21 protein-coding genes and 4 pseudogenes are annotated in these 25,960 nt (G+C 49.6%); 13 read left to right on the top strand and 12 right to left on the bottom strand.

Annotation, left to right across the window (positions count from 1 at the left end):
- Positions 1-541 precede the first annotated feature (541 nt).
- Positions 542-1,300, top strand: a complete 759-nt coding sequence (locus EVX52_RS08825; RefSeq protein ID WP_129953358.1) for an alpha/beta hydrolase — start codon at positions 542-544, stop codon at positions 1,298-1,300.
- A gap of 19 nt (positions 1,301-1,319) precedes the next feature.
- On the opposite strand, the gene EVX52_RS08820 is transcribed toward EVX52_RS08825, so the two are convergent.
- The 4 genes from EVX52_RS08820 to rhaS (EVX52_RS08805) all read right to left on the bottom strand — a co-directional run bounded on the left by EVX52_RS08820 (position 1,320) and on the right by rhaS (EVX52_RS08805) (position 5,636).
- Positions 1,320-2,396 (bottom strand): hypothetical protein, encoded by a 1,077-nt coding sequence (locus EVX52_RS08820; protein WP_129991104.1) that lies wholly within the window; start codon positions 2,394-2,396, stop codon positions 1,320-1,322.
- Between the two features lie 140 nt (positions 2,397-2,536).
- Positions 2,537-3,118, bottom strand: a complete 582-nt coding sequence (locus EVX52_RS08815; RefSeq protein WP_129953360.1) for an LUD domain-containing protein — start codon at positions 3,116-3,118, stop codon at positions 2,537-2,539.
- 72 nt (positions 3,119-3,190) lie between these two features.
- Positions 3,191-4,630, bottom strand: a complete 1,440-nt coding sequence (gene aldA, locus EVX52_RS08810; protein ID WP_129953361.1) for an aldehyde dehydrogenase — start codon at positions 4,628-4,630, stop codon at positions 3,191-3,193.
- Between the two features lie 187 nt (positions 4,631-4,817).
- Complete coding sequence (gene rhaS / locus EVX52_RS08805; RefSeq protein WP_129953362.1) at positions 4,818-5,636, bottom strand: HTH-type transcriptional activator RhaS; 819 nt, start codon at positions 5,634-5,636, stop codon at positions 4,818-4,820.
- A gap of 391 nt (positions 5,637-6,027) precedes the next feature.
- On the opposite strand from rhaS (EVX52_RS08805), the gene rhaS (EVX52_RS08800) reads away from it, so the two are divergent.
- From rhaS (EVX52_RS08800) to EVX52_RS08785, 4 genes are all read left to right on the top strand, one after another.
- A complete protein-coding gene (rhaS, locus tag EVX52_RS08800; protein ID WP_129953363.1) occupies positions 6,028-7,020 on the top strand; it encodes a rhamnose ABC transporter substrate-binding protein in 993 nt (330 codons plus the stop codon).
- Between the two features lie 68 nt (positions 7,021-7,088).
- Entirely contained in the window at positions 7,089-8,603 is a 1,515-nt protein-coding gene (locus EVX52_RS08795) for a sugar ABC transporter ATP-binding protein (RefSeq protein ID WP_129953364.1), read from the top strand.
- Positions 8,600-9,613, top strand: coding sequence for an ABC transporter permease (locus EVX52_RS08790; protein WP_129953365.1), 1,014 nt, complete (start codon positions 8,600-8,602; stop codon positions 9,611-9,613). The genes EVX52_RS08795 and EVX52_RS08790 overlap by 4 nt, the downstream gene beginning before the upstream one ends.
- Before the next feature lie 56 nt (positions 9,614-9,669).
- Positions 9,670-10,632 (top strand): ABC transporter permease, encoded by a 963-nt coding sequence (locus EVX52_RS08785; RefSeq protein ID WP_129991131.1) that lies wholly within the window; start codon positions 9,670-9,672, stop codon positions 10,630-10,632.
- 192 nt (positions 10,633-10,824) lie between these two features.
- On the opposite strand, the pseudogene EVX52_RS25535 reads toward EVX52_RS08785, so the two are convergent.
- A pseudogene (locus EVX52_RS25535) lies at positions 10,825-10,932 on the bottom strand (Fic family protein); the annotation flags it as partial.
- An 82-nt stretch (positions 10,933-11,014) separates the two neighbouring features.
- Here EVX52_RS25535 and panE point away from each other — a divergent pair.
- Positions 11,015-11,938 (top strand): 2-dehydropantoate 2-reductase, encoded by a 924-nt coding sequence (gene panE, locus EVX52_RS08775; protein WP_129953366.1) that lies wholly within the window; start codon positions 11,015-11,017, stop codon positions 11,936-11,938.
- 301 nt (positions 11,939-12,239) lie between these two features.
- Positions 12,240-12,410: pseudogene (locus EVX52_RS08770) on the top strand (type VI secretion system tube protein Hcp); the annotation flags it as partial.
- A 21-nt stretch (positions 12,411-12,431) separates the two neighbouring features.
- On the opposite strand, the gene EVX52_RS08765 reads toward EVX52_RS08770, so the two are convergent.
- The 5 genes and pseudogenes from EVX52_RS08765 to EVX52_RS08745 form a co-directional block, all read right to left on the bottom strand.
- Positions 12,432-12,776: a DUF1493 family protein gene (locus EVX52_RS08765; RefSeq protein ID WP_129953367.1), complete on the bottom strand. Its 345-nt coding sequence runs from the start codon at positions 12,774-12,776 to the stop codon at positions 12,432-12,434.
- Positions 12,761-13,221, bottom strand: a pseudogene (locus EVX52_RS08760) (STM2901 family protein). The gene EVX52_RS08765 and the pseudogene EVX52_RS08760 overlap by 16 nt, the downstream one beginning before the upstream one ends.
- 161 nt (positions 13,222-13,382) lie before the next feature.
- On the bottom strand, positions 13,383-13,916 hold the full coding sequence (cybB, locus tag EVX52_RS08755) for a cytochrome b561 (protein ID WP_129953368.1): 534 nt from the start codon (positions 13,914-13,916) through the stop codon (positions 13,383-13,385).
- A 209-nt stretch (positions 13,917-14,125) separates the two neighbouring features.
- On the bottom strand, positions 14,126-14,533 hold the full coding sequence (locus EVX52_RS08750) for an H-NS family nucleoid-associated regulatory protein (protein WP_129991103.1): 408 nt from the start codon (positions 14,531-14,533) through the stop codon (positions 14,126-14,128).
- 558 nt (positions 14,534-15,091) lie between these two features.
- A pseudogene (locus EVX52_RS08745) lies at positions 15,092-15,465 on the bottom strand (LysR substrate-binding domain-containing protein); the annotation flags it as partial.
- A 293-nt stretch (positions 15,466-15,758) separates the two neighbouring features.
- Between EVX52_RS08745 and EVX52_RS08740 the strand changes: the two are divergent.
- From EVX52_RS08740 to EVX52_RS08730, 3 genes are all read left to right on the top strand, one after another.
- The gene (locus EVX52_RS08740; RefSeq protein WP_129953370.1) at positions 15,759-16,064 is read left to right on the top strand and encodes a DUF1471 domain-containing protein; all 306 of its coding nucleotides are present in this window, start codon (positions 15,759-15,761) and stop codon (positions 16,062-16,064) included.
- 574 nt (positions 16,065-16,638) lie between these two features.
- Entirely contained in the window at positions 16,639-16,899 is a 261-nt protein-coding gene (locus tag EVX52_RS08735) for a helix-turn-helix transcriptional regulator (RefSeq protein ID WP_129953371.1), read from the top strand.
- 323 nt (positions 16,900-17,222) lie between these two features.
- Positions 17,223-17,525: a TM2 domain-containing protein gene (locus EVX52_RS08730; protein WP_129953372.1), complete on the top strand. Its 303-nt coding sequence runs from the start codon at positions 17,223-17,225 to the stop codon at positions 17,523-17,525.
- 140 nt (positions 17,526-17,665) lie between these two features.
- Here EVX52_RS08730 and fabV read toward each other — a convergent pair whose 3' ends face one another.
- Positions 17,666-18,862, bottom strand: coding sequence for an enoyl-ACP reductase FabV (gene fabV, locus EVX52_RS08725; RefSeq protein ID WP_014341736.1), 1,197 nt, complete (start codon positions 18,860-18,862; stop codon positions 17,666-17,668).
- A gap of 352 nt (positions 18,863-19,214) precedes the next feature.
- On the opposite strand from fabV, the gene EVX52_RS08720 reads away from it, so the two are divergent.
- The gene (locus EVX52_RS08720) at positions 19,215-20,672 is read left to right on the top strand and encodes a sugar porter family MFS transporter (RefSeq protein ID WP_129953374.1); all 1,458 of its coding nucleotides are present in this window, start codon (positions 19,215-19,217) and stop codon (positions 20,670-20,672) included.
- 240 nt (positions 20,673-20,912) lie between these two features.
- Here EVX52_RS08720 and EVX52_RS08715 read toward each other — a convergent pair whose 3' ends face one another.
- Entirely contained in the window at positions 20,913-22,181 is a 1,269-nt protein-coding gene (locus EVX52_RS08715) for a 4-aminobutyrate--2-oxoglutarate transaminase (RefSeq protein ID WP_129953375.1), read from the bottom strand.
- Between the two features lie 1,884 nt (positions 22,182-24,065).
- Here EVX52_RS08715 and parA point away from each other — a divergent pair.
- The gene (gene parA / locus EVX52_RS08710; RefSeq protein ID WP_014341720.1) at positions 24,066-24,692 is read left to right on the top strand and encodes a ParA family partition ATPase; all 627 of its coding nucleotides are present in this window, start codon (positions 24,066-24,068) and stop codon (positions 24,690-24,692) included.
- Complete coding sequence (locus tag EVX52_RS08705; RefSeq protein ID WP_014341719.1) at positions 24,689-24,898, top strand: plasmid partition protein ParG; 210 nt, start codon at positions 24,689-24,691, stop codon at positions 24,896-24,898. The genes parA and EVX52_RS08705 overlap by 4 nt, the downstream gene beginning before the upstream one ends.
- Positions 24,899-25,960: the final 1,062 nt, after the last annotated feature.

Genomic DNA, 25,960 nt, shown 5'->3' with positions numbered 1-25,960 from the left:
CTGTACCCGTTTTTATTACCACAAAAAATAAGAATCTGCTTTCATTCGAAAAATCGCCCTACCCTCGCCTGTTATTTATCCGCGCCCCGGTGGCAACGATTACATAATATATAACCACTTGATTATTATCATATCTCTGAAAAACGAAAAAGACACCAGACACGTATTTATCAGAGAAGACTTTCAGTGGGCTAATTCCGCTTCGTCTTTCGAAACCCACGCGAAAATGCAGGCTACAGAATAAATATAGACCATTCTTTTAAGACGGCGACATATTCATCGCCGTTTTTTCAGACGATCCGTTTCGCATAATGAAACCCGACCTCTTTACAAAACATATAAAATGGAAAATTCCCGCCACGCCTAAAATACCCGCAAATAATGCCGGGGAAACGTTTTCACAGCGCCTTTCGGGGCCTGCGGCTTCTGCGGCTTTATGACGTTTTTGTCATCCGCACGTCATTCCTCTGTCAGAGCACCGCGCTCAAAGTGGCCTCACACACTGAGTTTCATTTCTGATCACAGTAAAAGAGGTCATGCCATGCGTTTACGTTTAGTTTCAACATTGTTGTTTGCCGCCACAGCGGCGTTCGGTTCTCAGGCAGCCAACGCTGCGCCGGTGAAAAATATTGTGCTGGTTCACGGCGCGTTTGTCGGCGGTTCAGGCTGGCGTCCGGTGTACGACATCCTGACGCATGACGGCTATAAAGTGACACTGGTGCAGGAGCCACTGACGTCTTTCCCGGATGACGTCGCCGCCACCAAACGTATTCTGGACAGGCAAAACGGTCCGGCGATCCTGGTCGGTCACAGCTACGGCGGCGCTATCATTACGGAAGCAGGGAATGATCCGCACGTCGCGGGGCTGGTTTACATCGCAGCACATGCGCTGGATAACGGTGAAACGGAAGCGATTAACGGCAAGAAATACCCGAACTCTGCGCATCCGTTTGTGAAAACGCCAGACGGTTTCCTGTACATCAATCCGGCCAATTTCCCGTCTGATTTCGCCGCAGACCTGCCGCGCAAACAGGCTGAATTTGAAGCGCAGGCACAGATGCTGACGTCCGCCAGCGTATTCACGGCAAACATTCCTGATCCGGCATGGAAAGTGAAACCAAGCTGGTACATGGTGGCGAAGTCCGACAAGATCATTAATCCTGATTTAGAACGTATGTACGCCAAACGCGCGCACAGCCACACCGTCGAAATCGCAGGTGCCAGCCATTCGGTTTATGAATCACATCCAAAAGAAGTGGCCGCACTGATTGAGCAGGCGGCAACAGGGGCGGTGAAGTAAAGGCAGGAAACGTGCTCCTCTACGCCCTGCGGGTAAACGCGATCATCAGGGATAGGGCATAGACCACACAGCCCAGAAATGCAGCGGGGGCGAGGCTGTCAAACAGATGTCCGGGTTGGGCATCTGAATACAATACCAGTGCCACGACGGAAATTCCCATCATGGCACCCGGTACGTGGATCCAGCGGGTCAGGCGTTCCTTTTGCGCCTTGTAGGCGGCAAATTCCTGATTTGTCCGGTCAAGCGCGTCGCTGAGACGCTCACAGTCTTCTTCGTTATCACGCAAACGCTCGGCCAGACAGCTGTTTTCCTCTTCCAGGTCCGCGATTTGCTTCTTCAGTTTTGCCTTTTCGTTTTTCGCACTCTGCCCTTCATACTCTTCGAGTTTCAGGCTGGCACGAAGCTGTGTGATTTTACGGTTCGCCTCAGCCGTCAGTTCTTTCTGTTGCCCGAGCAGGGCGTAATTCCCGTCGGCACGACGGTTAGCAGCGTGGCGTTTATCCTCTTCTTCACGCATCTGGCGTTCCGACTCGGTTTCCAGCTGGCTTAAACGCTGTTGCAGCGTATCGCGCGCTGCCGCCATCGCAGCCATCTGACTGCCGGTATAAGCAATCAGCCGGTTTGCGGCGTCCAGTTCTGCGGAGGTGGAATTGCCAGTCGCCCGCTGGCGTGAGCGCAACAAGGTCAGTTCATCGGCGTGCTGCTTTTTCTGTATATCGGCCTGGCGCAGCAGTTCGCTGATTCGCGTATTAAGACGTGATAATTCCCCTTTCATCCGCTCAACGTCTTCTGTATTGCCGCCATGTGTTTGGTTGCGTGCAACGGCCAGTTCATGCGTCAGGCTGCGGACCTGTTTTTCCAGTGAAAGGAGTTTTTCGAGCGTGACGGCGGTGTCTTTGTAAACAGTTTTTACTTTTGTTTTCTCTGACTCGGCGCGGCTGAAACTGACGCCTCTGAGTGCGCTCTCTACTTCACGGGCAATGGTCATTTTATCCATGGCCTTCATACGGTTGCACGCGCTGGCCAGGAAAGTGGCCGCTTCGTTGCCGTTACCGGTTCCAAATGCTTGTTTGATAAGGCTCTGTATCACGCTCATGGTTAACGCACTCACTTGCCGTAAAAGTCAGGACACGCCCGTTGTGCACCTGTTTACTCATTGTATCAGATAGGATTTATTTTATTTACAGGAGTTATTTTACGCGAGGTGAGTACAGCAGGATCCGTGGATTTTCTGACTTAAATCGCGATCACCCGCAGGCTTTTGACGCCTTTCGCGCCGAGCATCAGCGCACTTTCGCTGTCGGCCATCGCCGCCGGGCCGGTGACCAGGATCGCGTAGCGGGCATTGAATGGCTGCGGCTGGCGGTGGGCAAGGTGCAGGTGTTCGATGATGTGATTAATGTCGAGCAGCACCACCAGATTTTTAGCCATCGCACTGAGGGAATTCACACAAAGTTGCGGATCACTGAGAAATACAGCGCCGGTTTCTGCGACACCAAAACAGGCGCGGACCACGCCGACATCGACATCTTTCAGCGATGCGGCCTGCATCCGGGCGTCAAGATTCCTCTCTGCGATAATCTCCGGCGTAGCGGAACAAAACAGAGAATCTGCCGGATATAACCCGCGCAGATAGGCGTTGAGGGTCATATAACCGTGTGGCGACGTCCGCAGGAAAGTGTCATCCCAAATCCCCCCCATCAGGGTCAGCGCACGTCCAAAATCTTCTGACGGAGTAGATTTTTCAGCGGGCGACGGGAACAGCGTTTGCATAAATTTATGCTGACGAATGCCGGTCAGGAAATCATTGCGGCTCACGGGGTTTCCTTGTCAGATGAAAGTCAGCCAGCCGGAGAGAGAGGTTACCCTGCTCCGGCCACAGTGTGTTCATTAATGGAACTGCAGGTATGCAACATGTGTTTGCAGATATTCCTGCAAACCGTGTTTTCCGTCGGCGCCGCCGACACCCGACTTACGCCAGCCCGCGTGGAAGCCCTGCATGGCTTCGAAGTTTTCGCGGTTGATGTACGTTTCGCCAAATTTCAGCTGCTTAAGCGCCTTCATCGCCGTATTGATGTTGCTGGTGTAAATCGATGACGTCAGCCCGTATTCACTGTCGTTTGCCATGGCAATCGCCTCATCCAGCGTTTTGAACGTGGCAACCGGCAGTACAGGGCCAAACACTTCTTCATGCATAATCGGCATATCCTGCTTTACATCCACCAGCACTGTCGGCTGATAGAAGAAACCTTTATCACCATGACGCTTTCCACCCAGCAATACTTTTGCGCCCTGTGACACGGCTTTCGCCACTTTTTCTTCCACACGCTGCAATGCTGCACCGCTGATCAATGGCCCCATATCCAGCTCTTTTTGCTCAGCGGTATTGCCGAATGTGACTTTCTTCATCGCTTCGCTGATGCGGGAAATAAATTCGTCATACACCCCTTCCTGCACGTAAACGCGTTCCGCGCAGTTACACACCTGCCCGGTATTGATGACGCGCGAACTGACGATGGCTTTCACCGCCAGATCCAAGTCTGCGTCATTCATTACGATAGCCGGGGCTTTGCCGCCCAGTTCCAGCGAGACTTTGGTGACATTCTGCGCCGCTGCGGTCATGGTGGCGATGCCTGCTGCTACGCTGCCGGTCAGGCTGACCATGCCGACTTTCGGATTCGCCGCCAGTTCCTGCCCGACTGTCGGACCGTAGCCGGTGACAATATTCAGTACACCTTTTGGCAGACCAATTTTGTGAATAATTTCCGCGAAGATCACCGCATTGTTTGGCGTGATTTCACTCGGTTTGATCACGATGGTGTTACCCGTGATCAGCGCCGGTGCTGCTTTACGGGCGATCAGGAAGAACGGGAAGTTCCACGGCAAAATACCGGTGGTCACGCCGATGGCTTTGCGGAACACAAAGATGTTTTCATTTGGCCGGTCGCTCTGAATGATTTCCCCTTCATAGCGACGGGCCCATTCCGCCATGTAGTCAAGATAATCGGCGGTGAACAGCACTTCGGTTTGCGCCAGGCCGTAGGTTTTACCGCCCTCCGCAATAATGGTTTCAGTCAGTTCGGCTTCGCGCTCACGGATACCGTCGGCGATTTTATGCAGCCACACGCCGCGTTCTACTGCAGGCAAGGCTTCCCAGCCCGGTTGCGCCGCTTCGGCCGCATCAATGGCTTTTTTAGCATCTTCAGCCGACCCTTCGGGGATCTGCGAAATCACGTGTTCTGTCGCCGGATTCACAACGTCAATCCATTTACCGCCCGTGTTTTCGACGAACTCGCCGTTGATGTACATACGTTTCTGAACTGTGCTCATGTAGCGTCTCCAAATACGGATAGAGGTGATGAACGAATTGTTAATAAAAAAGCTCTTTTTTGTGAAGTTTTAACAGCCTGTTCTATCCGGGGAGTCATTACCTTTCCGTGGTTGCCATTTAATTTTGAGAAATGGCAAAAATGTCATGGTCGGACTGACTGACATAACATTTTTGCAAATTACGGGGCTACTGGCGCACACTTCGGGGGGCATAACCAAATTCGCGTTTAAACAATGTGGAGAAATAATTGCTATCACAGAAACCGCAGTTGTGCGCAATCTCGGTTATCGGGCTGTCGCTGAAACGCAGCATGTTACGCGCATTGAGCAGACGCAGGCGGTTGAGGTAATTGAGCGGTGTGCAGCCGGTTTGCTGTTTCATCTGGCGATGCAAGGTGCGCAGCGACATTGAGAACCGCGCAGCCAGTTCAGGCCAGTCGACGTCCTCGTTGTAATGCTCATTCAACCAGTCCAGCAGATTGTTCAGATCACCGCCCTGCCCGCGATAACCCACCTCACGGCTGCCTTTGCGCAGTAACAATAACAGCTGCATAAAATATAATTCCTGCTGCGCCTGCGATTGCGGAGATTGCATAGCAGGGGATCGCGCCAGCAAATCAATCAGCATTTTAGCCTGGATTATCTGATTCGGACTGATGCGCCAGTGCGCAGGATAGACCCCGTCCACTTCCTGCGGCAGTAAATCACCGACGCCGTTGAGAAAACGAAACGCATTCGGGCTGCGATACAGCACGTTGGTCAGATGCAGGTGGTCGGTATCTTCATAGAGATGATGGTCGCAGTGGCGTACAAAACACACACTGCCCGAACTCAGGATCAGCGGCTGATCATTAAAAACGTGCGTGCCGGTGCCATGCTCAACCAGCACAATTTCATTGAAATCCTGATGATGATGTTCAGGAAAGGTTTCCTGCGGATAACGGGGTTCAATAGCGACCGGGAAATCTCCTGAGAGAAAATACTCACTACTGCGTAACACGGTCATTTCCGACTCCTTATTAACATTATCGTAATATCTTAGTCGGCGCCGGAGTGTCCATCGGGTTGAAACTGTGATCCGCCAGCCGCTTTTGAACAAAACATTCCCTTCCTTATTAAATCCTTTGCAATCCGGCACCCTGCGTAGCTTTATGCCCAATTTCAGTGCGGTTTTCTAAGACCGGTAATGTGTGTTTTTCTGACCGTTTGGCATGACCGAAACAAGATTGTTATCAAATTGTGAGGTTGTTCGCTTAAACCTTTGCATCTTTGCCATAGTTCGCGCTGAACTGGCACTCGCGGAAAGGTGAGCCTGTCAGCAACCTCCTAGAGTCGTGATCATGCGCCTGGCGCGTCGGCAATTTTTTAGTCGTTAAACTTTATGCGGAGTACAAACAATGAAATTAAAACACGTACTGAGCCTCACCCTGATGGCGGGCAGTATTCTGCTGGCAGGCGCGGCATCGGCAGAAGTGAAAATTGCACTGGTGGCAAAGTCGCTGGGCAACGGTTTTTTTGAAGCAGCAAACGTCGGCGCTCAGCAGGCTGCCAAAGAACTGGGTGATGTAAAAGTAATCTATACCGGCCCGACAACGACCACCGCCGAAGCGCAAATCGAAGTGCTAAATGGCCTGATTGCGCAGGGCGTCGACGCCATCGCCGTCTCGGCCAATGACCCCGATGCACTGGTGCCGGTGCTGAAAAAAGCCATGCAGCGCGGCATTAAAGTGGTGTCCTGGGATTCCGGTGTCGCCAAAGATGGCCGCCAGATCCATCTCAATCCCTCCAACAATGCATTGATTGGTGAAACCAACGTCAAACTGGCTGCCGACGCGCTGAAAGCGCTGAATGTGGAGAAAGGTGATGTCGCGATCCTGAGCGCAACCCCTACCTCCACCAACCAGAATCTGTGGATTGCGGAAATGAAAAAAGTGCTGCCGAAATACCCTTCGGTGAATCTGGTGACCGTCGCTTATGGTGATGATTTGTCAGATAAAAGCTACCGCGAAACCATTGGTCTGTTGAAATCCTATCCGGATCTGAAAGTGATTATTTCCCCTTCATCCGTGGGTATCGTGGCAGCGGCGCAGGCGGTCAAAGATCAGGGCAAAATCGGTAAGGTTTACGTAACAGGACTCGGGCTGCCGTCTGAAATGGCAGGCGCAGTGAAATCCGGTGCAACGAAAAGTTTTGCCATCTGGAACCCGATAGATCTGGGTTACGCCGCCACCTATCTGGCTGATGATTTGGTGAAAGGCACCGCCACTAAGACGGAAGCCAGCATGGGCCGTTTAGGTAAAGTGAAACTTGATGCAGACGGCAGCGGTGCTATGGCTGAACCCTTTGTCTACGACGCCAGTAATATCGATAAATTCTCTAAAATCTTCTGATCCTGAACGCGGCTGGCCGGATTACCGGTCAGCCGTTTTGTTGTACTTAGTCAGACTGGGGAAACAACATGAGTGATTCAGCGACACCGCTGTTGTCATTGCAGGGCATCAGCAAAGTCTTTCCGGGTGTCAGGGCGTTAAATAACGTTCACGTGGATTTGTATCCGGGTAAAGTAACCGCCCTGATTGGCGAAAACGGCGCGGGAAAATCAACGCTGGTGAAAGTCATGACCGGCATTTATCAGCCGGAGGAAGGGGAGTTGCACTATAAAGCTATTCCGATAAAACTGCCGAATCCCGAATCCGCCCACAAAGTTGGCATCACCGCTATCCATCAGGAAACCGTACTGTTTGACGAACTTTCTGTCACCGAGAATATCTTTGTCGGCCACTATCTTTATCACGGCATTTTCAAGCGTCTGAACTGGCAGGCGATGCATCAGCAGGCGCGCGATATCCTGACGCGACTTGAAGTGAATATTGACCCTCACGCTATCCTCAAAGAACTGAGTATCGCGCAACGCCACATGGTGGCGATCGCCCGCGCACTGTCGTTTGATGCCCAGGTGGTGATTCTCGACGAACCCACCGCCGCCCTTTCTCAGCACGAAATTATTGAGTTTTATCAGATTGTCGAACGCCTGAAACATGAAGGTAAAGCTATTTTGTTTATCTCACACAAGTTCGACGAGATTTTCACCCTCTCCGATTACTACACCGTTTTGCGCGATGGCAGCTATGTCGGCTCCGGCAAAATCAGTGACATCAGCGAGCAGCAGATGGTGACCATGATGGTGGGCCGTGAAGTCAGTCAGGCATACCCGAAAGTGAACTGCGAGCCTGGGGAAACCGTGCTTGAAGTGCAAAACCTGAGCCATCCGACCGAATTTGCGGGCATTAATTTCTCGCTGCGCAAAGGCGAAATCCTCGGCTTTTACGGGCTGGTGGGGGCGGGACGTACCGAGCTGATGCAGGCGCTGTTTGGTGTCACACAGCCAAACGGCGGAAAAATCCTCATCAACGGCAAAGAACAGCATTTCTCCCGCCCGTCGCAGGCCATCCGCGCCGGGATTGTGTACGTGCCGGAAGAAAGGCAGAAACAGGGAGCGATCATTGATTTGCCGATCAGCCAGAATATCAGTTTGCCGCAACTCAGCCAGCTTAATCCGCGCGGCGTCCTCAATGATAAAAAAGAGTGGGCGCTGGCCGATGATTACGCCAGACGGTTGCAGGTGAAAGCGTCCAGCTGGAAACAGGCCGTGGGCACGCTGTCCGGCGGTAATCAGCAAAAGGTGGTCATCGCGAAATGGCTGGCGACCAAACCGGATATCATCATTCTCGATGAGCCAACAAAGGGTATTGATATCGGATCGAAAGCGGCGGTACATCAGTTCATGTCTGAGCTGGTCGGGCGCGGGCTGGCGGTAATTATGGTGTCTTCCGAATTACCGGAAGTCATGGGCATGGCCGATCGCATTATCGTCATGCATGAAGGGCTGATGGTCGCAGAATTCAATGCCGGCGAAGCCACCGCAGAAAGGATTGTCAGCGCGGCCAGTGGCGCGGGCGAGGAGGCAGCATGATCAGAAACCTGCTGAAATATCGCGAGCTGCTGCTGGCGGTGGTGATAGTGCTGATGGTGCTCAGCGTCGGCGCGCGTTCGCCGGAGTTTGTCGGTGCCGGAAACCTGCTTGAGATGTTTAACGACACCTCGATTTTAATCATCCTCGCGCTCGGGCAGATGATGGTGTTGCTGACCAAAGGTATCGATTTATCGATGGCCGCCAATCTGGCGCTGACCGGCATGATTGTCGCACTGATTAACTTCCACCATCCGGATATCCCGGTGTGGTCACTGGTGTTACTGGCCACTGTTCTGGGACTGGTGATGGGCGCGATTAATGGTCTGCTGGTGTGGAAAGTCGGTATTCCGCCGATTGTGGTAACGCTCGGAACCATGAGCATTTATCGCGGCATTATCTTTCTGCTCTCCAACGGTGGCTGGATCAACGCTCACCAGATGAGCCCTGACTTTCTCAGTCTGCCACGCACCACCTTTATCGGCCTGCCGCTACTGGGCTGGTGTGCGATTGCCGCACTGATTCTGGTGGCATATTTTCTGCGTTACAGCCGTACCGGACGTGCGCTATACACAGCTGGCGGCAATGCCACCGCAGCGTATTACACCGGCATCAACGCGGGCAAAATGCAATTCGTCAGCTTCTGTCTCTCCGGTGCGCTGGCGGGTTTCTGCGGCTATCTGTGGATCTCACGCTTTGCCGTGGCTTACGTGGATGTCGCCAACGGTTTTGAATTACAAATTGTCGCGGCATGCGTTATTGGCGGAATCAGCACCATGGGGGGTATCGGTTCGGTGATCGGTTGCCTGCTGGGCGCACTATTCCTCGGCGTCATCAATAATGCCCTGCCGGTGATTGAAGTGTCGCCGTTCTGGCAGATGGCGATTTCCGGCGGCGTGATTGTGATTGCCGTCATCCTCAATGAACGTGCCAATAAACGTAAAGGACGGCTGATTCTGCGCCACTCGCCTGCCGTCCGGCCTGTGCGAACTGAAACCGGGGTAAGCTCATGAACAAAACCTTAACGTCACGCAACACGCCACATTCCGCCTCCGGCGAAAAAACCACCATGGCCGTCACGCCGTTTTTCCGCCGCCTGATGTGCTGGGAAGGTTTTTTACTGCTGGTGACGCTGCTGGTGTTTGTGGTGAATGCGTTCGCTTCACCCTATTTCCTCAATATATGGAACCTGTCGGACGCAACATTTAACTTCACCGAAAAAGCCATCATTGTGCTCCCCATGGCGATGCTGATTATCGCCCGCGAGATCGACCTGTCGGTAGCTTCCACCATGGCACTGAGTTCCACCATCATGGGATTCTGCGCTCAGGCTGGTTTACCCACACCGGCGCTGGTGGGTGTGGGGCTCAGCGTGGGTTTATTGTGCGGGCTGATCAACGGACTGCTGGTGACACGGCTGAATCTGTCTTCTATCGTGATTACCATCGGGACCATGAGTCTGTTCCGTGGTATTACCTATGTACTGCTGGGTGATCAGTCGCTGAATAAATATCCCGCCAGTTTTGCGTGGTTTGGTCAGGGTTATGTCTGGGGGCCGTTGTCGTTTGAATTCGCGTTGTTCCTGGTACTGGGCGCGGTATTTTATTTCCTGCTGCACAAAACTAACTTTGGCCGCCGCACTTATGCAATCGGTAATAATCCGGTTGCCGCCTGGTATTCCGGTATCAACGTCAAGCGACACAACCTGACGTTGTTCGTGCTGGTGGGCGTGATGTCCGGGCTGGCGGCAGTTCTGCTGACATCGCGCCTCGGCAGTACGCGACCGACACTGGCGCTCGGCTGGGAGCTGAGCGTGATTACCATGGCTGTACTCGGTGGTGTCAGTGTACTCGGCGGTTCCGGCAGCATGACCGGCGTGATTATTGCCGCGTTCCTGATGGGACTGCTGACATTCGGCCTCAGCCTGCTGAATGTGCCGGGGATTGTGATGTCAGTGATTGTCGGTGTGATGTTGATCGTGGTGATTTCACTGCCGGTGCTTTACCGCAAGGTTCTGGCGCGGGGGAAATAACCCGGTTATATCCTCTGTTATGGCTCCCTGGCGGCGGGCGGGGAGTCCCAGTATTTTCCAGAATTCTTTCTTGGTTGGCCCCGCCCTTTCAATCCGATGGCTATCCTGAAGTTGTTTACTATTACGTTCGATAGATCTGCGACTGACCATCAATTTTTCAGCCAGTATTGGAATGGTAATAAAGGCGTCTTTATGAATAAGCTGATTATCTCGATAAACGCCCACATCGCCGCTGCGCAATTGTCCGGGTGCATCAACCAGTCCCGCCATCAGCAACCGGTGTGCTTTTAATACATCATCCCCTCTTGCTTCCTGTTGCCCTCTTCCCGTAGTTTAAAACCCACTGGTTGATTTCTGAATGTCTTGAACGATGGGGAAAAAAATGCGGATTTTAGTCGTGGGCGCTGGCGCGACCGGCGGATATTTCGGGGCACGGCTGGCGCAGGCCGGGCAGGACGTGACATTTCTTTTACGTGAAAAACGCGCGCGCGCGGTACAACAGGACGGGCTCACGATCCACAGCCCGCACGGTGATTTCCATGTGCAGCCCAATGTAATACAGGCATCTCAGCTGACCGGCCCGTATGATCTGATTTTGCTGACAGTAAAAAGCTTCGGACTGGAAGCCGCAATGAAAGATATCGCACCGGTAGTGGGTGAAAATACGATGGTCATGCCGGTACTTAACGGGATGAAACATATGGAGACACTGAGTCTGCGTTTCGGTGAACATGCGTTAATCGGTGGTCTGTGCAAGATCAACGCGACGCTGGATGCTGAAGGACATATTCATCAGATGACGCCTTTGCACCAGATTATTTATGGCGAACTCTCCGGCGAAAAAACCGAACGTATTCTGAAAGTCGATCAGGCATTCCAGAGTGCGGGTATCGACGCGGTGCTTTCTGAAACCATTATCAGCGATTTGTGGGAAAAGTGGCTGCTGCTGTCGAGCTTTGGCGCGATCACCTGCACCATGCGCGGAAACATCGGCCAGGTGGCTTCTGCACCCGGCGGAACAGAGTTCGCGCAGGCTATTGTCACCGAGGCACTGACCACCATGAAAGCCTTTGGCTACGCGGAACGCGCGGCGGCCGTGGCAAAAGTCAGGGAAGCGGTCACTGATAAAAACTCGCCACAAACCTCTTCCATGTACCGCGATATGACGCAGGGATATCCGATTGAAGCCGACCAGATTATTGGTGATTTGGTCGGGCGCGCGACGCGTGTGGGGATAAATATTCCACTATTACAGGCGGCGTATACGCACCTTTGTGTTTATCAGAAAAACCGAGAATTAAACTAATTACCATCCGCCTGTTCGCGCATTTTTTACATGCAGAACGGGCGTATTCAAAATCTGTGATTTCCCATTATTGCGCAGCATCACTCCTACGATTGCCCCCAAAATGCACCAAGAGCAGAAATGCTCAAGCTGCCACACATTGCCTTATCTATGGCGCAGACAATCTGTCATCCATTAAAACAAAAAAACCGCCATCATGTGGGGAGGTGATCAATTCTGGACTGTTTGAAAGCTCGGGGAAATGGGCGCGGGGCCGATCATGTATGACGTCAAATCTCAGTACGGGGAAAAGCGGAACCACCTGGAAGTGGTGAAGGTGATTTCCGTTTCTCCTATGATGTACGATACCCGCAACTGTCCCGGCACGGGCCATCTTGAGAGTGTTGATTTACGCTACGAGAAAATTACCTGGAAGCATAATGATGGGAACATTATATTTGCTGATTCGTGGAATGATCGCCAAACTGCATGATTAAAAAGGGGCGAAAACCCCTTAATCATAAAGCCATTTACCCGCCTTCGCCGATTCTGCGAACATTCTTACCGTTAAGGGCTTTCTGGTCTTTTCTATGTCCTTACGCTTAACCTTAAACCAGCGAGTGAAAAACGGAAGGTTTTCCCAAGGAAAGTAGAAGGACCAATTTACAACTGACAGATCCACTTTAAAGGTTTTTTCATAGGCTTCGAGGGCATATACGAAATCATCACCCGGAGCAAAATCTTGTAGCTCTGTATCAAACTCAAGCGGCACTTCCCTTTTCAAATCGAAATCGTAGTAACCAGGTATTTCCTCGCGGAACATTAATAAGACTTTTTCTTCCATTAAAAGTACGTCCATGCAATACGATCTTCTGGACGTGCTATTAAATTATATTTTGATCTGGTTTCGGCGGCCACCTGCTGAATTAATATGACTGCCATTGCATATCCAACAAAGGGGACATATCTATCAGTGCAGCCCATTTCGTGGTTTTTCGCATAGTCAAGGTATTGAACGACTTACCAACCGGCGTCCACGCTCTAAGGCCAAAGGGCAGTTTGGCTTGCTTTAAAAGGGCCCTCGATAGCTTTGACGCTACGCTGGTTCCCGGTATTGCAGTTACCATCTTGCCCGGAACCGGAATGTAAGGCTGCCCTGTAATAATGAGAACTGTAGCCGTAGTATCCAACCCAAGGTGGTTTGATAAGCTTTCAATAAAAATTAGACCAAATAACTCTTGGTCACTCAGATTGGCATGCCCGTGATAAAAGTACGTTCCGCTCAGCTCTTCAGTCGTATCCATTTCAATATCCTTTTGATTAGAGGGGTTTTAGAATACCGCCGCTTTCATACGCAGACAATTGTTCCCTGACACCGAATCCCCTTTCTGCCCGGCGCGTCACTTTAATCACATCGTCTGACTTAACATCTCGTAACGGTTTTTCATGTCCGCCATTCCCTGCGCTATTTTCTCCCCGGTAGCATCCGCACCAGTGTATTGTCACGCAGACGATAATGATGCCAGAGCGCCGCCAGAGCGTGTAAACCAATCAGGTAATAACCCGTATTGGCCAGCCACATATGCACTGTTTTAAGCTGCCTTTGCAATTCCATATCCGGGAAAACACTTTTTGGCATCATGATGTTAAACATTGTCCAGTCATGACCGGCGTAATATTTCGATAAAATACCCAGTACGGGTAATCCGATAAACATCAGATAAATCACCGTGTGCGTTAGCACCGCAAGATTATGTTGCCAGCGGGGTGGCGCAGGTTTAACAGGCGGCGTGCTATACATTGCACGCACAAACACCCGTACACACATCAGAAATAATACGCAAAAACCCAGACTGTAATGCGTCAGTGTTAATAGTTCGCGTACCTGAGAGCCCCTGGCGAACGCCCCCTTGATATCCATCGTAGTATAAGTAAAAACGACTAAAACCAGCACCAACCAGTGAATCACAATTTGCACAGAGGAGTATCGGCTACGCATAGAAGTTCCGGTAAACGAAGATACGTTAACCTTACTTCCCAAGACTTAAGCTTACATTAAGAACAATGCGGGATAGCAATGAAAGGGTAAAAAAACAGAACAGTGAAACGTTTAAGAGAGGAAATAAGAAAATAAAAACTGACAGTGAACCGCATTTCCTGCCCGGCTAAAAAGCAGGGCAGAAGAAACTCAGCACATCAACCGTTCGGTTAGCGCGCGATCAGGAAACTTTCCAGTGTAGCGCCAGCATCCAGTGCTGCTTTAATGGCAGAAGGTGTACGACCCTGACCAGTCCAGGTTTTTTTAGAACCGTCAGTGTCAGTGTACTCATAAAGAGCAGGACGTGGCTTGCGTTTGGCTTTGGTGGTGACTTTCGCACTCTGATGACCCAGAAGATCATCAATCGCGATGCCGTCGTTTGCCAGCATTTCGCGATATTTCAGTAATTTTTCGTCGCGCTCTTGTTGCTGTGCACTGCGCGCTTTTGCATTTTCGCGAGTTTCTTCCACAATGGCGGTCAGTTTTTCAAGGATTTCTTCCAGGGTACTCAAAGGCATTTCGCGAGCCTGAGCCCGAAGTGTACGGATATTATTCAAAACGTTTAATGCATTGTCCATGATGTGCTCACTTTAGAGGCGTTTCATTAAATTAGTCACTCTGATTCTACACAAACAAATAATGATATCAATTGCGTCAGGATAATATTACACCTTATTACACAATTCCTGTGTGAGTCGCTTCGGTTTATTGAATTTTAATGCATTATTTTATAAGAACAGATGATGGATTAATAAATCTCCCCACACAAACCTCCCTGAGCAGCCCAAAATAAGCAGAAAAAAATTGTTAAGCTAAATTTTCCCCTCTTTATAATAGTATCGCTGCGTGAATAACATGCGGTGCTATTATGTACAAACAGGGTCACTTCTTTTCTTTTGGCGCGGCCCTTAGTACCTGGCTTATTCATTTCGCTAAATAACGCCTTGCCATAAACCCTAACTCCCTGCCGAAACCGCCAAAAAGCATTTTCTGCACAAAAAATGAAATGAAGTTTATGCTGCGGCCCATTAAAATGTGATTTACATCACATAGGGATTTTATTGACTCCATGTTTAAGACAATTTTTGTTGTTTGCGCGGCGTGCGTGGTACTGAAACTCGCGCTGGACTGGCAGATTATTTTGCAGGTTGCGGAAGGTTAACCGTCAGCTGACGGGCCAGAGCCGCAAATTCTGTCAGATTGCGGGTTAACACGCCGCGTCGCCATATCAGCCATGTGGTCAAAAACGATAATTATCGGCCAGCGGCCAGATGCTCACCGTGCTGCTGCCCGGCATACTTTCCAGCATACTACGTGGCATCAGCGCCAGACCGCCTCCGGCTATCACACAAGCCAGCATGCCGTGATAGGACTCCATTGCGTAAATTTTCCCCGGTGCAGCGCCATCATCCGCAAACCAGCTTTCGAAATGACGGCGATAAGAGCAGTTCGACCGGAATGCATAGAGAATCTCCCCGTTAACATCCTGACCGCGTGTCACAGGACCGTGGATGAAAAGTGAAGTGCACATTCCGCAGACATGGGGGGGACATGTGCCCCTTTTTGTACTCATTTCAAAAATACCTAACCTGTAACCAGGTGAAAATATCCTCTTTTACTTTCGCGTTAATTGTGGCAGGAGATTAATTAACAAAGAATTAGCAATTAAAGCTAAAGGTGATTACATGAAAAGGTATTTATTAGCATTGCCCGCTGAATATTTCAGGTGCGTTAACCTCTTTATTCATTAACGGTGCAACTCAAGATCCGATTTAGAAAAATGACCTGATGAGGGGTAAATCCATGAAAGGCTTAGTGAATGATGTCTTGTCTATATTCTCACCCAAAGCGGTTAAGCCTGTTTTGGTCCGCCCGGGGTTATCACATCGCGAGATTGCCTCGCTGCAGGCCGTCGGTGTGACCACGGTGTCCTGGGCTACCTCCATGGAAGAACTCAATAACGCATTTGTTAAAAAAGCGCTGGATGCCGGTGCCGTCGGCTACCACATTACCCATGTGGAATCGCACAAACCAGGTAAAGAACAGCAACACGTCATGGCTGCCACCGCAACCTTTTACCATATCAATCACAAAGTGGCTTATGGCTGATGTGTATGGAAGGGCGCTATAAAAATGCCGTGTGCATGCGGCGTTTAGACATTAATAATCCCCCACCCACCTTTCGGCGGATGGGGATTTCTGCAACCTCTTGGCATGAAACCAAATTACATCTGGGTCAATCATGTAACCCGCTGCAACGCCTGAAATTTCTCTGGAAAGCACCCGTCATTTCCGCAGTTAACCCGTTGGTTTAGCTCACTCAATTACGCTATAGTGCGTGCGCCGCGGCAAAATCCGCTGCCGGGTTTCGCAGCCTGAATACCACACCAGAAACACATATGTCATAATTATGTGTTGGGCTCCCTTGCACCTGCAAACTCAGAGATATCGTGTTTGTACATCCAATGGTGGCTCAGGCAGGGCAACCTTCGGGTTGGCCGGGTTTCTGGTTTGTGCCGGTACTGCGAACCTTGTCTGAGCTACCACCAATAAGAGTTTCGCAGCTCTGGTGGTGGTTAAATTCACAAACCAGAGAATCCAAAGATGAAACTATCACATAGCCCTACGTTTCTGCCCTTCTGCCCTGCTGTTCCTGCGCTGTCAAAAACAGGAGTAACCCGTCATGAATAATCACGACTGGCATCAGGCTGATATCATTGCCGCATTGCGTAAGAAAGGCACCACACTGGCCGCCGTTTCCCGTGCTGCCGGTCTGAGTTCCTCGACGCTGTCTAACGCACTTTCAAGACCCTGGCCGAAAGGCGAGCTCCTGATTGCCCAGGCACTGGAAATACACCCAAGCACCATCTGGCCAAGCCGGTATTTTGATCCCAAGACCCGTGAACGTATTCAGCGGACGGTGAGATCGTCGCACAGAATATAGAAATTGATATCAGGGTGCGGAATGCGCCCTTTTTAGTGGCCGTTTTAAAAATTTGCTAGTCTGCCACCGCGACCTTTTACCATATCAATCACAAAGTGGCTTATGGCTGATGTGCATGGAAGGTAGTTTTGACATAAAAACGCTGCAGCCCGTGGAGTTTGCGGCGTTATTTATTGATAATAAAGCGTATTGAAGGCCATTCATTGCCCGCGCGGTAAGCTGGCAGAACGCATCCCCTTCTCGCTGAGGCATCATCATTCTCTTTTTCTTAATGATAATTACGGGTAAGATTAGTCCGAATAATAACATGTAAGGAAATAGAAATGGGATCTATGGTTTTTTGTAGAGGATGCGGAAAGGAGATCCATGAGTCGGCTAAATCATGCCCTCATTGTGGAGCAACTCAAAACGTTAATCCTCAGGGAACTAAAAGCAGGGTTGCTGCAGCTTTGTTGGCTTTCTTCCTGGGTGGTTTTGGTGTTCATAAGTTTTATCTGGGTAAAATCGGGCAAGGATTCTTATACCTCATCTTCTGCTGGACGTTTATTCCTTCAATAATTGCCTTCATTGAATTCATTATTTATCTGTGTGATTCAGATGAAAACTTCGCCAAAAAATACGGTTGAGTGAATTATTTGATTATAAAAGCCGCTTTCAAAAGTGGCTTTTTAGAATCTACTAAACACTGCGTGAAGTGTTGATAAAAAAACCCACACCCACCTTTCGGCGAATGCGGGTTTCAGTCATCTCTGTATGTTAAATCACATTACATCTGGATCAGATGTTTGATTTTCACGTCCGGATTGGTATCGGCAGCGTAATCAACACCGTTCAGGCCAAAGCCGAACAGACGCATGAACTCGCTTTTATAACCCGCAAAATCAGTCAGTTCAGCGATGTTGTCGTTAGTGACTTCATTCCACAGTTTACCGACTTCTTCCTGCACTTCCGGCGCGATCTCTTTGAGGTCAGCGCGCAGACGCCCTTCGTTATCGACCAGCGGCTCAGCGCCGTACAGGCTGTCTTTGTACAGACCGTAAACCTGCTCGATACATCCTTCGTGGGTGCCCTTTTCTTTCATCACTTTGAACAGCAGTGAAAGGTACAGCGGCATCACCGGAATAGCAGAACTCGCCTGCGTCACAACGGCTTTCAGTACGGAAACGCGTGCATCACCGCCCTGTTCTGCCAGTGTGCTGCGGATATCCAGAACACGTTTGTCCAGATCCTTCTTCGCTTCACCGATAGAACCGTTCCAGTAAATGTCCTGCGTCACTTCTTCACCCAGGTAGGTGAATGCCGTGGTTTTCGCGCCTTCAGCCAGCACACCGGCAGCTTTCAGGTCGTCGATCCACATCTGCCAGTCTTCGCCCCCCATCACTGCCACGGTGCCCGCGATTTCTTCCGGGGTTGCCGGTTCCAGCGTGGTTTCGTTGATGGTTTCTTTGTCGGTATTGATGCCGCGAATAGTGACTTGTTTACCGATTGGTTTCAGGGTGGAGTTGAACACTTCACCGGTTTTAGGATGGGTGCGGCGCGGTGCAGCCAGGCTGTAAACCACCAGATCAACCTGACCCAAATCTTGTTTGATCAGCTCAATAGTCTTTTGCTTCACTTCATCGGAGAACGCATCGCCGTTGATGCTTTTTGCGTACAGGCCTTTCGCATCGGCAAATTCTTCGAATGCGGCTGAGTTGTACCAGCCCGCAGTGGCGGTTTTAGACTCATCGCCCGGACGTTCGAAGAAGATGCCCAGCGTGGCAGCGTCAGAACCGAAAGCAGCAGAGATGCGGGCAGCGAGGCCGTAACCGGTCGAAGCGCCGATCACCAGGACTTTTTTAGGACCGCCTGCGATTTTGCCTTGTGCGGTAACATAGTCGATTTGTTCTTTAACATTCGCCTTGCAACCTTCCGGATGGGCAGTAACACAGATAAAGCCACGAATGCGTGGTTTGATAATCATATAGACCTCATTGCAACTGTCTCAGTAAATTGGCCGATAGAATATAGGTTTGCGCCGTTTCAGGCAAAACCTGACGCTTTATCGCCGCGTAAACAGACTTCTCTGACCCGTGAATGGGGGTCGTTTGCTCAGAAAGCGGAAAAAACAGACAAAAAATTGCTCTGCTGAGTGTAATTCAGTTGTGACCGCGTGCCTGCGGCAGGTTACCTATTTTCTGAAAATTCAGCACCAGAAGCCTTGTTTCCCCTTCATTTCTCCCGTCTCCTTTCAAAATCCGGATTATGCGTTAGATTTATAACGTGTGATCTGAATCACACAAAAACCATAATAAAGTCATGATTAGGGAGCATCTGTGAGTAAGAAAATAAACAGTGGCGGTCAGGATGAGGCGGCGAAAGCCCCGCAACCGACCGAACCGCTGGTAAAAGTCATTGCCTTTATAGCCACCCTGGGTGGCTTACTTTTTGGCTACGATACCGGGGTTATTGCCGGTGCTTTGCTGTTCATGAAGCACGATCTGCATCTGACATCCCTAACAACCGGGATGGTCACCAGTTTTCTGATACTGGGCTCAGCCGTTGGTGCAGTGTGCGCGGGTCGCGTGGCCGACCGTTTCGGGCGTAAAAAAGTCATTCTGGTAATGGCGCTGATCTTTATGGCCGGTTCACTCGGCTGTGCCACAGCGCCCAACGTCGTGATAATGATTGTCTGCCGGTTTATTCTGGGGCTGGCAGTCGGTGGGGCGGCCGCGATTGTGCCCATCTATATCGCGGAAATCGTGCCCTCTCATCGCCGCTGGCAGTTCGTGACGTTGCAGGAACTGATGATTGTTTCCGGTCAGCTGATTGCATATACGAGTAATGCGGCCATCAATGAAGTCTGGGGTGGCGAAACCACCTGGCGCTGGATGCTGGGTGTCGCCTGCGTTCCGGCTGTCGTGTTATGGGTCGGGATGCTTTTCCTGCCTGATACACCACGCTGGTATGCCATGCACGGCCGCTATCGCGAAGCGCGTGACGTGCTGGAACGTACCCGCAAAGCCAGTAAAGTGGAGAAAGAACTAAGCGAAATCCGCAGTTCCATGAGCTCCAGAAGCGAGAAACATTCCCGCCGTCAGAAAACCATCTCTGTCTGGATGAAACGCCTGGTCTTTCTGGGAATTGGTATTGCCATGCTGCAGCAGCTTTCCGGCGTCAACACCATCATGTTCTATGCGCCAACGATGTTACAGGCCACCGGACTGAGCACCAATGCCTCCCTGCTCGCCACCATCGCTAACGGTGTGATCTCAGTACTGATGACGTTTGTCGGCATTATGTTACTGAGCCGCTTTGGTCGTCGTCCGCTGTTACTGACCGGGCAAATTGGCTGTACCTGTACGTTGCTGGCAATAGGGCTGATCACCTGGCTGATGCCGGAAACGGTGAACGGGCATCCGGATACCGTGCGCAGTTATCTGGTCTTAGGCGGCATGCTGGTTTTCCTATGCTTCCAGCAAGGTGCGCTATCGCCTGTCACCTGGCTGTTGTTATCGGAAATTTTTCCGATGCGCATCCGCGGCATGGCAAATGGCGTATCGGTATTTGCCATGCAAATGACCAATTTCTCCATCGCCTTTATGTTCCCGATTATGCTGGAATCTATCGGGCTGACGATGTCATTCTTTTGCTTTGCCGCCATCGGCGTCGCAGGCGGGATATTTGCCATTATTTTTGCGCCCGAAACGCAGGGCAAAACGTTAGAGCAGATTGAAAAACACTTTAAAAAGCACTTACAGGATGATCCAGCTCCGCAGGAAGCGGGAAGTTAAGTTTGTGATGTTAATCCCTGTCCGGCCGGCATGTTACCTGGCCGGACAGGGGCGCCAAAGGTCAGAGAAGCCTCCCCTGCCCCTATATTTGATGCACCCTATTGTATGATCGTTTCTGCAGCCTGTTCCCTGTCCGGGGTATAGGCACTTTGTTGTTATGCTTAAAGATAATCACCTGCCGCAACGTGAAGAACATCAATACCAGATGGTAGTGGCGCAACAGGTTTTATATCAGCGTTCTCAGTCAGCCAGCACCCGGGACAAAATGGCCAGCGCCTTTTTGAACTGCATATCAGGTATGGTCAGCGGATAGAGGAAACGGATCACATTACCGTTCACACCACAGCTGAGCATCAGCAATCCTGCGTCCAGTGCTTTATGCAAATACTGTCTTGTCAGTTCAGCCGATGGCTTGCCGGTGACCGGATCGTTAAATTCAGCCGCCACCATTGACCCCTGACCACGGACATCCACCAACGCTGCGCAACCCGCTTTGGCTCTCTTCAGCACTTCGGTGAGCTCAGCGCCCAGACGGTTAGCACGCTGGCACAGTTTTTCTTCTTCAATGATATCCAGGACTGCTAGCGCAGAAGCTACAGCCAGTGGATTCCCCGCATAAGTGCCGCCAAGTCCCCCCGGTTCCGGCGCGTCCATCAGTGCGGCGCGCCCCGTTACACCCGAGATGGGCAAACCACCACCAAGACTTTTCGCGATGGTGACGATGTCCGGTTTGGCATCCGGATAATATTCTGAGGCGAACATTTTGCCGGTGCGGGCAAACCCGCTCTGCACTTCATCCGCAATCATCACGATGCCATGACGGTCACAGATTTCGCGGAGACCTCTCACAAACTCTTCCGGTGCGATATTGAAACCGCCCTCACCTTGTACCGGTTCATACAAGATCGCGGCAATCTGCTGCGGCGCGATATCGCTGCGGAAAATGCGCTCAATACTTTCAAGTGCCATTTCAGTGGTAACCCCCTGAACGGCGTTTGGATATTGGGCATGGAAGACCGAAGCAGGGAACGGCCCGAAGCCCGCTTTGTAGGGTATCACTTTGCCGGTCAGTGCCAGGGTCAGCAGCGTGCGACCATGAAATGCACCGGAGAAAGTAATAATACCGGGACGGCCGGTGGCGGAACGGGCAATTTTCACCGCGTTTTCGACGGCTTCCGCGCCGGTACTGAAGAATGTTGTTTTCGCTTTGCCGCTTACCGGTGAAATTGCATTGATGCGTTCAGCCAGTTTCACAAAACTGGCGTAAGGCACAATCTGGTAGGCTGTGTGTGTGAACAGGTCAAGCTGGTTACGGATGGCTTCTACGATTTTCGGGTGACGATGCCCCGTGTTCAGTACCGCGATCCCGGCGGTGAAATCGATGTATTCACGCCCGTGCTCATCCCATAATGTGGCGTTTTCCGCCTTCGCCGCATAGAAATCACACATTACACCGACACCCCGGGGTGTCGCTTCTTGACGGCGTTTTTCCAGTTCACTGTGATTCATCTTTTGCTCCTGCCTGCAGGTTGATGATTTTTAGATTGCCGGTTACACGTTGAACAACTTGTCTGAATAGCAACCTGTTCTTGTTTTTTATCCCATCAGCGGCCCCATAATCCAGAACCCGTTCTATTTATTTTGAGGATCCACTTTTGCACTCATTGCTTTCTGGCCTCATTGTGCAGCGTCTCACTGACTTTTCTGATGCCTGGTCCGGCACACTGAGCAAAAAGGTTTATCAGGTATGACAACAGGCTATATTTGATGACAGTATTTCAGCTGGCAACGTTTACCGTCCTCAAGAGACCTTGTCATAGGGCTGGATTAGCCCCCCGGTCCGGTGATGCACCTCGCGGCCTGAATATTTCAGGGTGCCAGATATTGCGACACATTAATCATTGAATCTTAAAATCCTGTAATCACTGAATCACTGAATGGTGGGTTCTCAGAATCCTATTATCATAGAATCTCGAAATTCCCCGCCTCCGTGCATGCATCCTTTCCCTGTATAATCATATAATCCTGAAATCATATAATCCTTGAATTCTGTAAGCTATTATTCTCGCAATAGTGTAATCCTGACCAACTTCAATCTTATAATCCTGTGATACTTATAACGCCTTATTGTAATCTCGGGATTCAAGAATCCTGTTAGTCTCAGGATACTATCCTGTAATCCCAGCACTGCTCGCACCGGCTGTTGCAATCCCATCACTCTGGTTAAAAATCCTGTAATCATATAATCCCAAACAACATCCCAGGATACTATCATCCCAATACAATCCCATAATCACTGAATCATTTAACTTTCTCGCATTTATACATTCATAGCAATGCACTGAAAAACATAATAAAATCTTTGAATCCTGTAATCCTTGACATGATAATAATCATGGGATTCTGTAATCATACACACCTATTAGGATTCCAGGATTCCGTGACTGAGAGTTGTTATCGTCACACTATCTCAGTATCGCCCATCTATATAATCCTGCAATCCTATAATCTTTGGAAAGATTACAGAATCCTGTAATCATATAATACAACTGAACAAATGTTTCGGCGCCCAGGTGTGACGTCGTTTTTAATGATTTCATCTCATGATTCTTAGATTCCAGGATTCAAGTATAACGATGCGCTCACATCCTATAATCACAAGATTCCAAACGTTCAGCATCCCATACATTATGATAAACAACCTGAAATCCCGTAATCTTACAATCTCGAAATCCCACAATCCCAGAAGCACAGGTATCCCAAACCGCGAAAACTGAGATGTTGAGATGTTGAGATGTTGAGATGTTGAGATGTTGAGATGTTGAGATGTTGAGATGGTGAGATGGTGAGATGGTGAGATGGTGAGATGGTGAGATGGTGAGATGGTGAGATCTTATCTCAGGAGTATCTTACGTCCAGCGTGAAGATGGAGAAGTTTAAAACATGTCACATCACAGAATCCCATACTCCTAAGATTACAAAATCCTGCAATCCAGATGTATCTCTTAATCTCCATGGTTATTAAGCAATTCACGTCAATTTTAGAAATGCGCCTTGATGGGATCATAGAATCACCTAATCACCTAATCACCTAATCACCTAATCACCTAATCACCTAATCACGGGATTATTTCATCTTGAAATCAATTGGTGAATACTGACGAAGACAAGATAGAAATCTTGTAATCCTGTGATTTTAAAATCATGGGATATGATAATTCGATAATCCTAAAAGGTTGAAATCCCCGGATGCAAACTTTATAGTAGTCATCTAATCCTGTGATTCATGGATTTAAAAATCTCATAATCCTATGATTCTATCATTATAAGATTACAAAATCTTAGGGTTTCAGAATCTTATAATCTTCATTGAACGCTTCATCAGAGGTTGTCATGGCAGCGAAAATTATTTCTTTCCTGAACGGGAAGGGCGGAGTAGGGAAAACCACAACGTCTATAAACATAGCGACCTGTCTTGCCCGGCAAGGACATAAAGTCGTAATGGTAGATACCGACCCGCAGGGAAGTATCAGTAACTGGTATGACGAAAGCAAATGCCAGTTCGACCTTGCAGAGGCGGCTTCAGAAAAAGAAGTCTATACCGTTCGCAAACAATTAAAAGAATACGATTACGTGGTAATAGATGGCGCTGCTGCCATATCAGCAATTTCTTCCGCTGCTGTGATGGTGAGTGATCTGGTGTTGATTCCTGTGACACCGTCACCTTTAGATTTTGCTGCCTGTGGCGCTATTCTGGCCGTCGTGGAAGCTCGCGAAAATTTGCAGCCGGTGATTGCCCGTTTTCTAATCACCAAAAAAGTCGCTTCAGCTAAAATGCTTGAAGTGCTGAAAGAATCCATTGCCGATACCGGTGTTCCCGCATTGCGTACTGGTACGACGCAGCGCCAGGTTTACATCCGCACAATGATGGATGGCGGTACTGTTTTCGATACGACAGACGGAAACGCGAAAGGGGAAATTGAAATTATGACTAAAGAAATCACGGAGTTGCTGAAATGAAAATGAAACTTGGCCAGCACAGACAACTGACGACAGCACTGGAAGCAGTCTCTAAACCACCTGCATCAGTAAAAAAATTGCAGACCAACATCGATGAAGAGCTGCATCGTCGTTTTAAAACCAGCTGCTTCCTGCAAGATCGCGAAATGAAAGACGTCCTGACCGAGTTGATCGAGGCCTGGCTTATCACCAACGAACGCACGTAATGCACTGAACACTGGCTGGACCGGGTCTTTCAGGGCCCGTTTCCGACGACCACCTGCTTACATTCCTGACTCTGTCTGCTTTCAGTGCGAACTTATCCTTTCGTCAACTCTCTTCTTCTGTGTGATCAGATCTTAAGATCAAATAATGTTTTGTTTATTTTCTAAGTTTAGATCTTTCTCTTTAGAGAGGTATTTTACTTTTTATTATCAGCAGCTTATGAAGGGTATTGTGGAGATATTTCCTGCGTCAGGTGGAGATCCTTCCTGTTGGATGTGGATCCTTTTCATGGCGAATGTAGACGTTTTTTCTGTGGATAATTTCTTTATGGATCAAACCATTACCTATGTGGAGTAATTTTCTGTGGATATCTCATTTACAGGTCATTCAGTAATCGCCCTAAGCTTAGCATCTCTCTAACAGGCTGTCACAACAGGCATTTTTAATAAGTGGAAGAATTTCCTGATCCATCGATAACACCAATACGTGGAACAATTTCCTGTTACAGCGTCACGTTATGTCACATAGTCAGTTAACGGATCCCTGCCATCCACAGGTAGAGCAGTTTGACCTTCTTTGGGCCGCTGATAGAGGTATATGTGGAAACTTTTCCTGATCCTGAAACAGCCTATGTGGAAACATTATCTGATCCCTGAAAGTCATCTTTCCACAATCCTGCCTAAATAATAACTATAAATCAGTTGGTTGCAATTTATGTGACGCTGTCACAACTTTATATGTGGAATGTTTTCCTGTTCTAAAACGATGATATTCATGAAGCCTGCCGTGTGAATACACATATGGAGCGAATTAAGGTGGAGATATTTCCTGATCCTGTTGGTGCCGTTATGTGGAAAGATTTTCTGTGCATACGGCTGTACAGATTATGTGGAGTAATTTCCTGTCAATACGGTCAAGGTATTCTTAATGTGGAAACATTTTCTGATCCCATGTTTCACAATACGTGGAGAGTTTTCCTGTGGGTCGTCTCTGAGCGATAAACCACGGCCCGGAACGAAGTGAGAAGGGGATCACAAAGCTGATTCTGGTATTTTAGTTTGCGG

The sequence above is a fragment of the Rahnella sp. CFA14(1/10) genome (assembly GCF_004195095.1).
GTDB classification, from domain to species: Bacteria; Pseudomonadota; Gammaproteobacteria; order Enterobacterales; family Enterobacteriaceae; genus Rahnella; species Rahnella perminowiae.
This window is presented reverse-complemented; position numbering and strand designations above follow the sequence as displayed.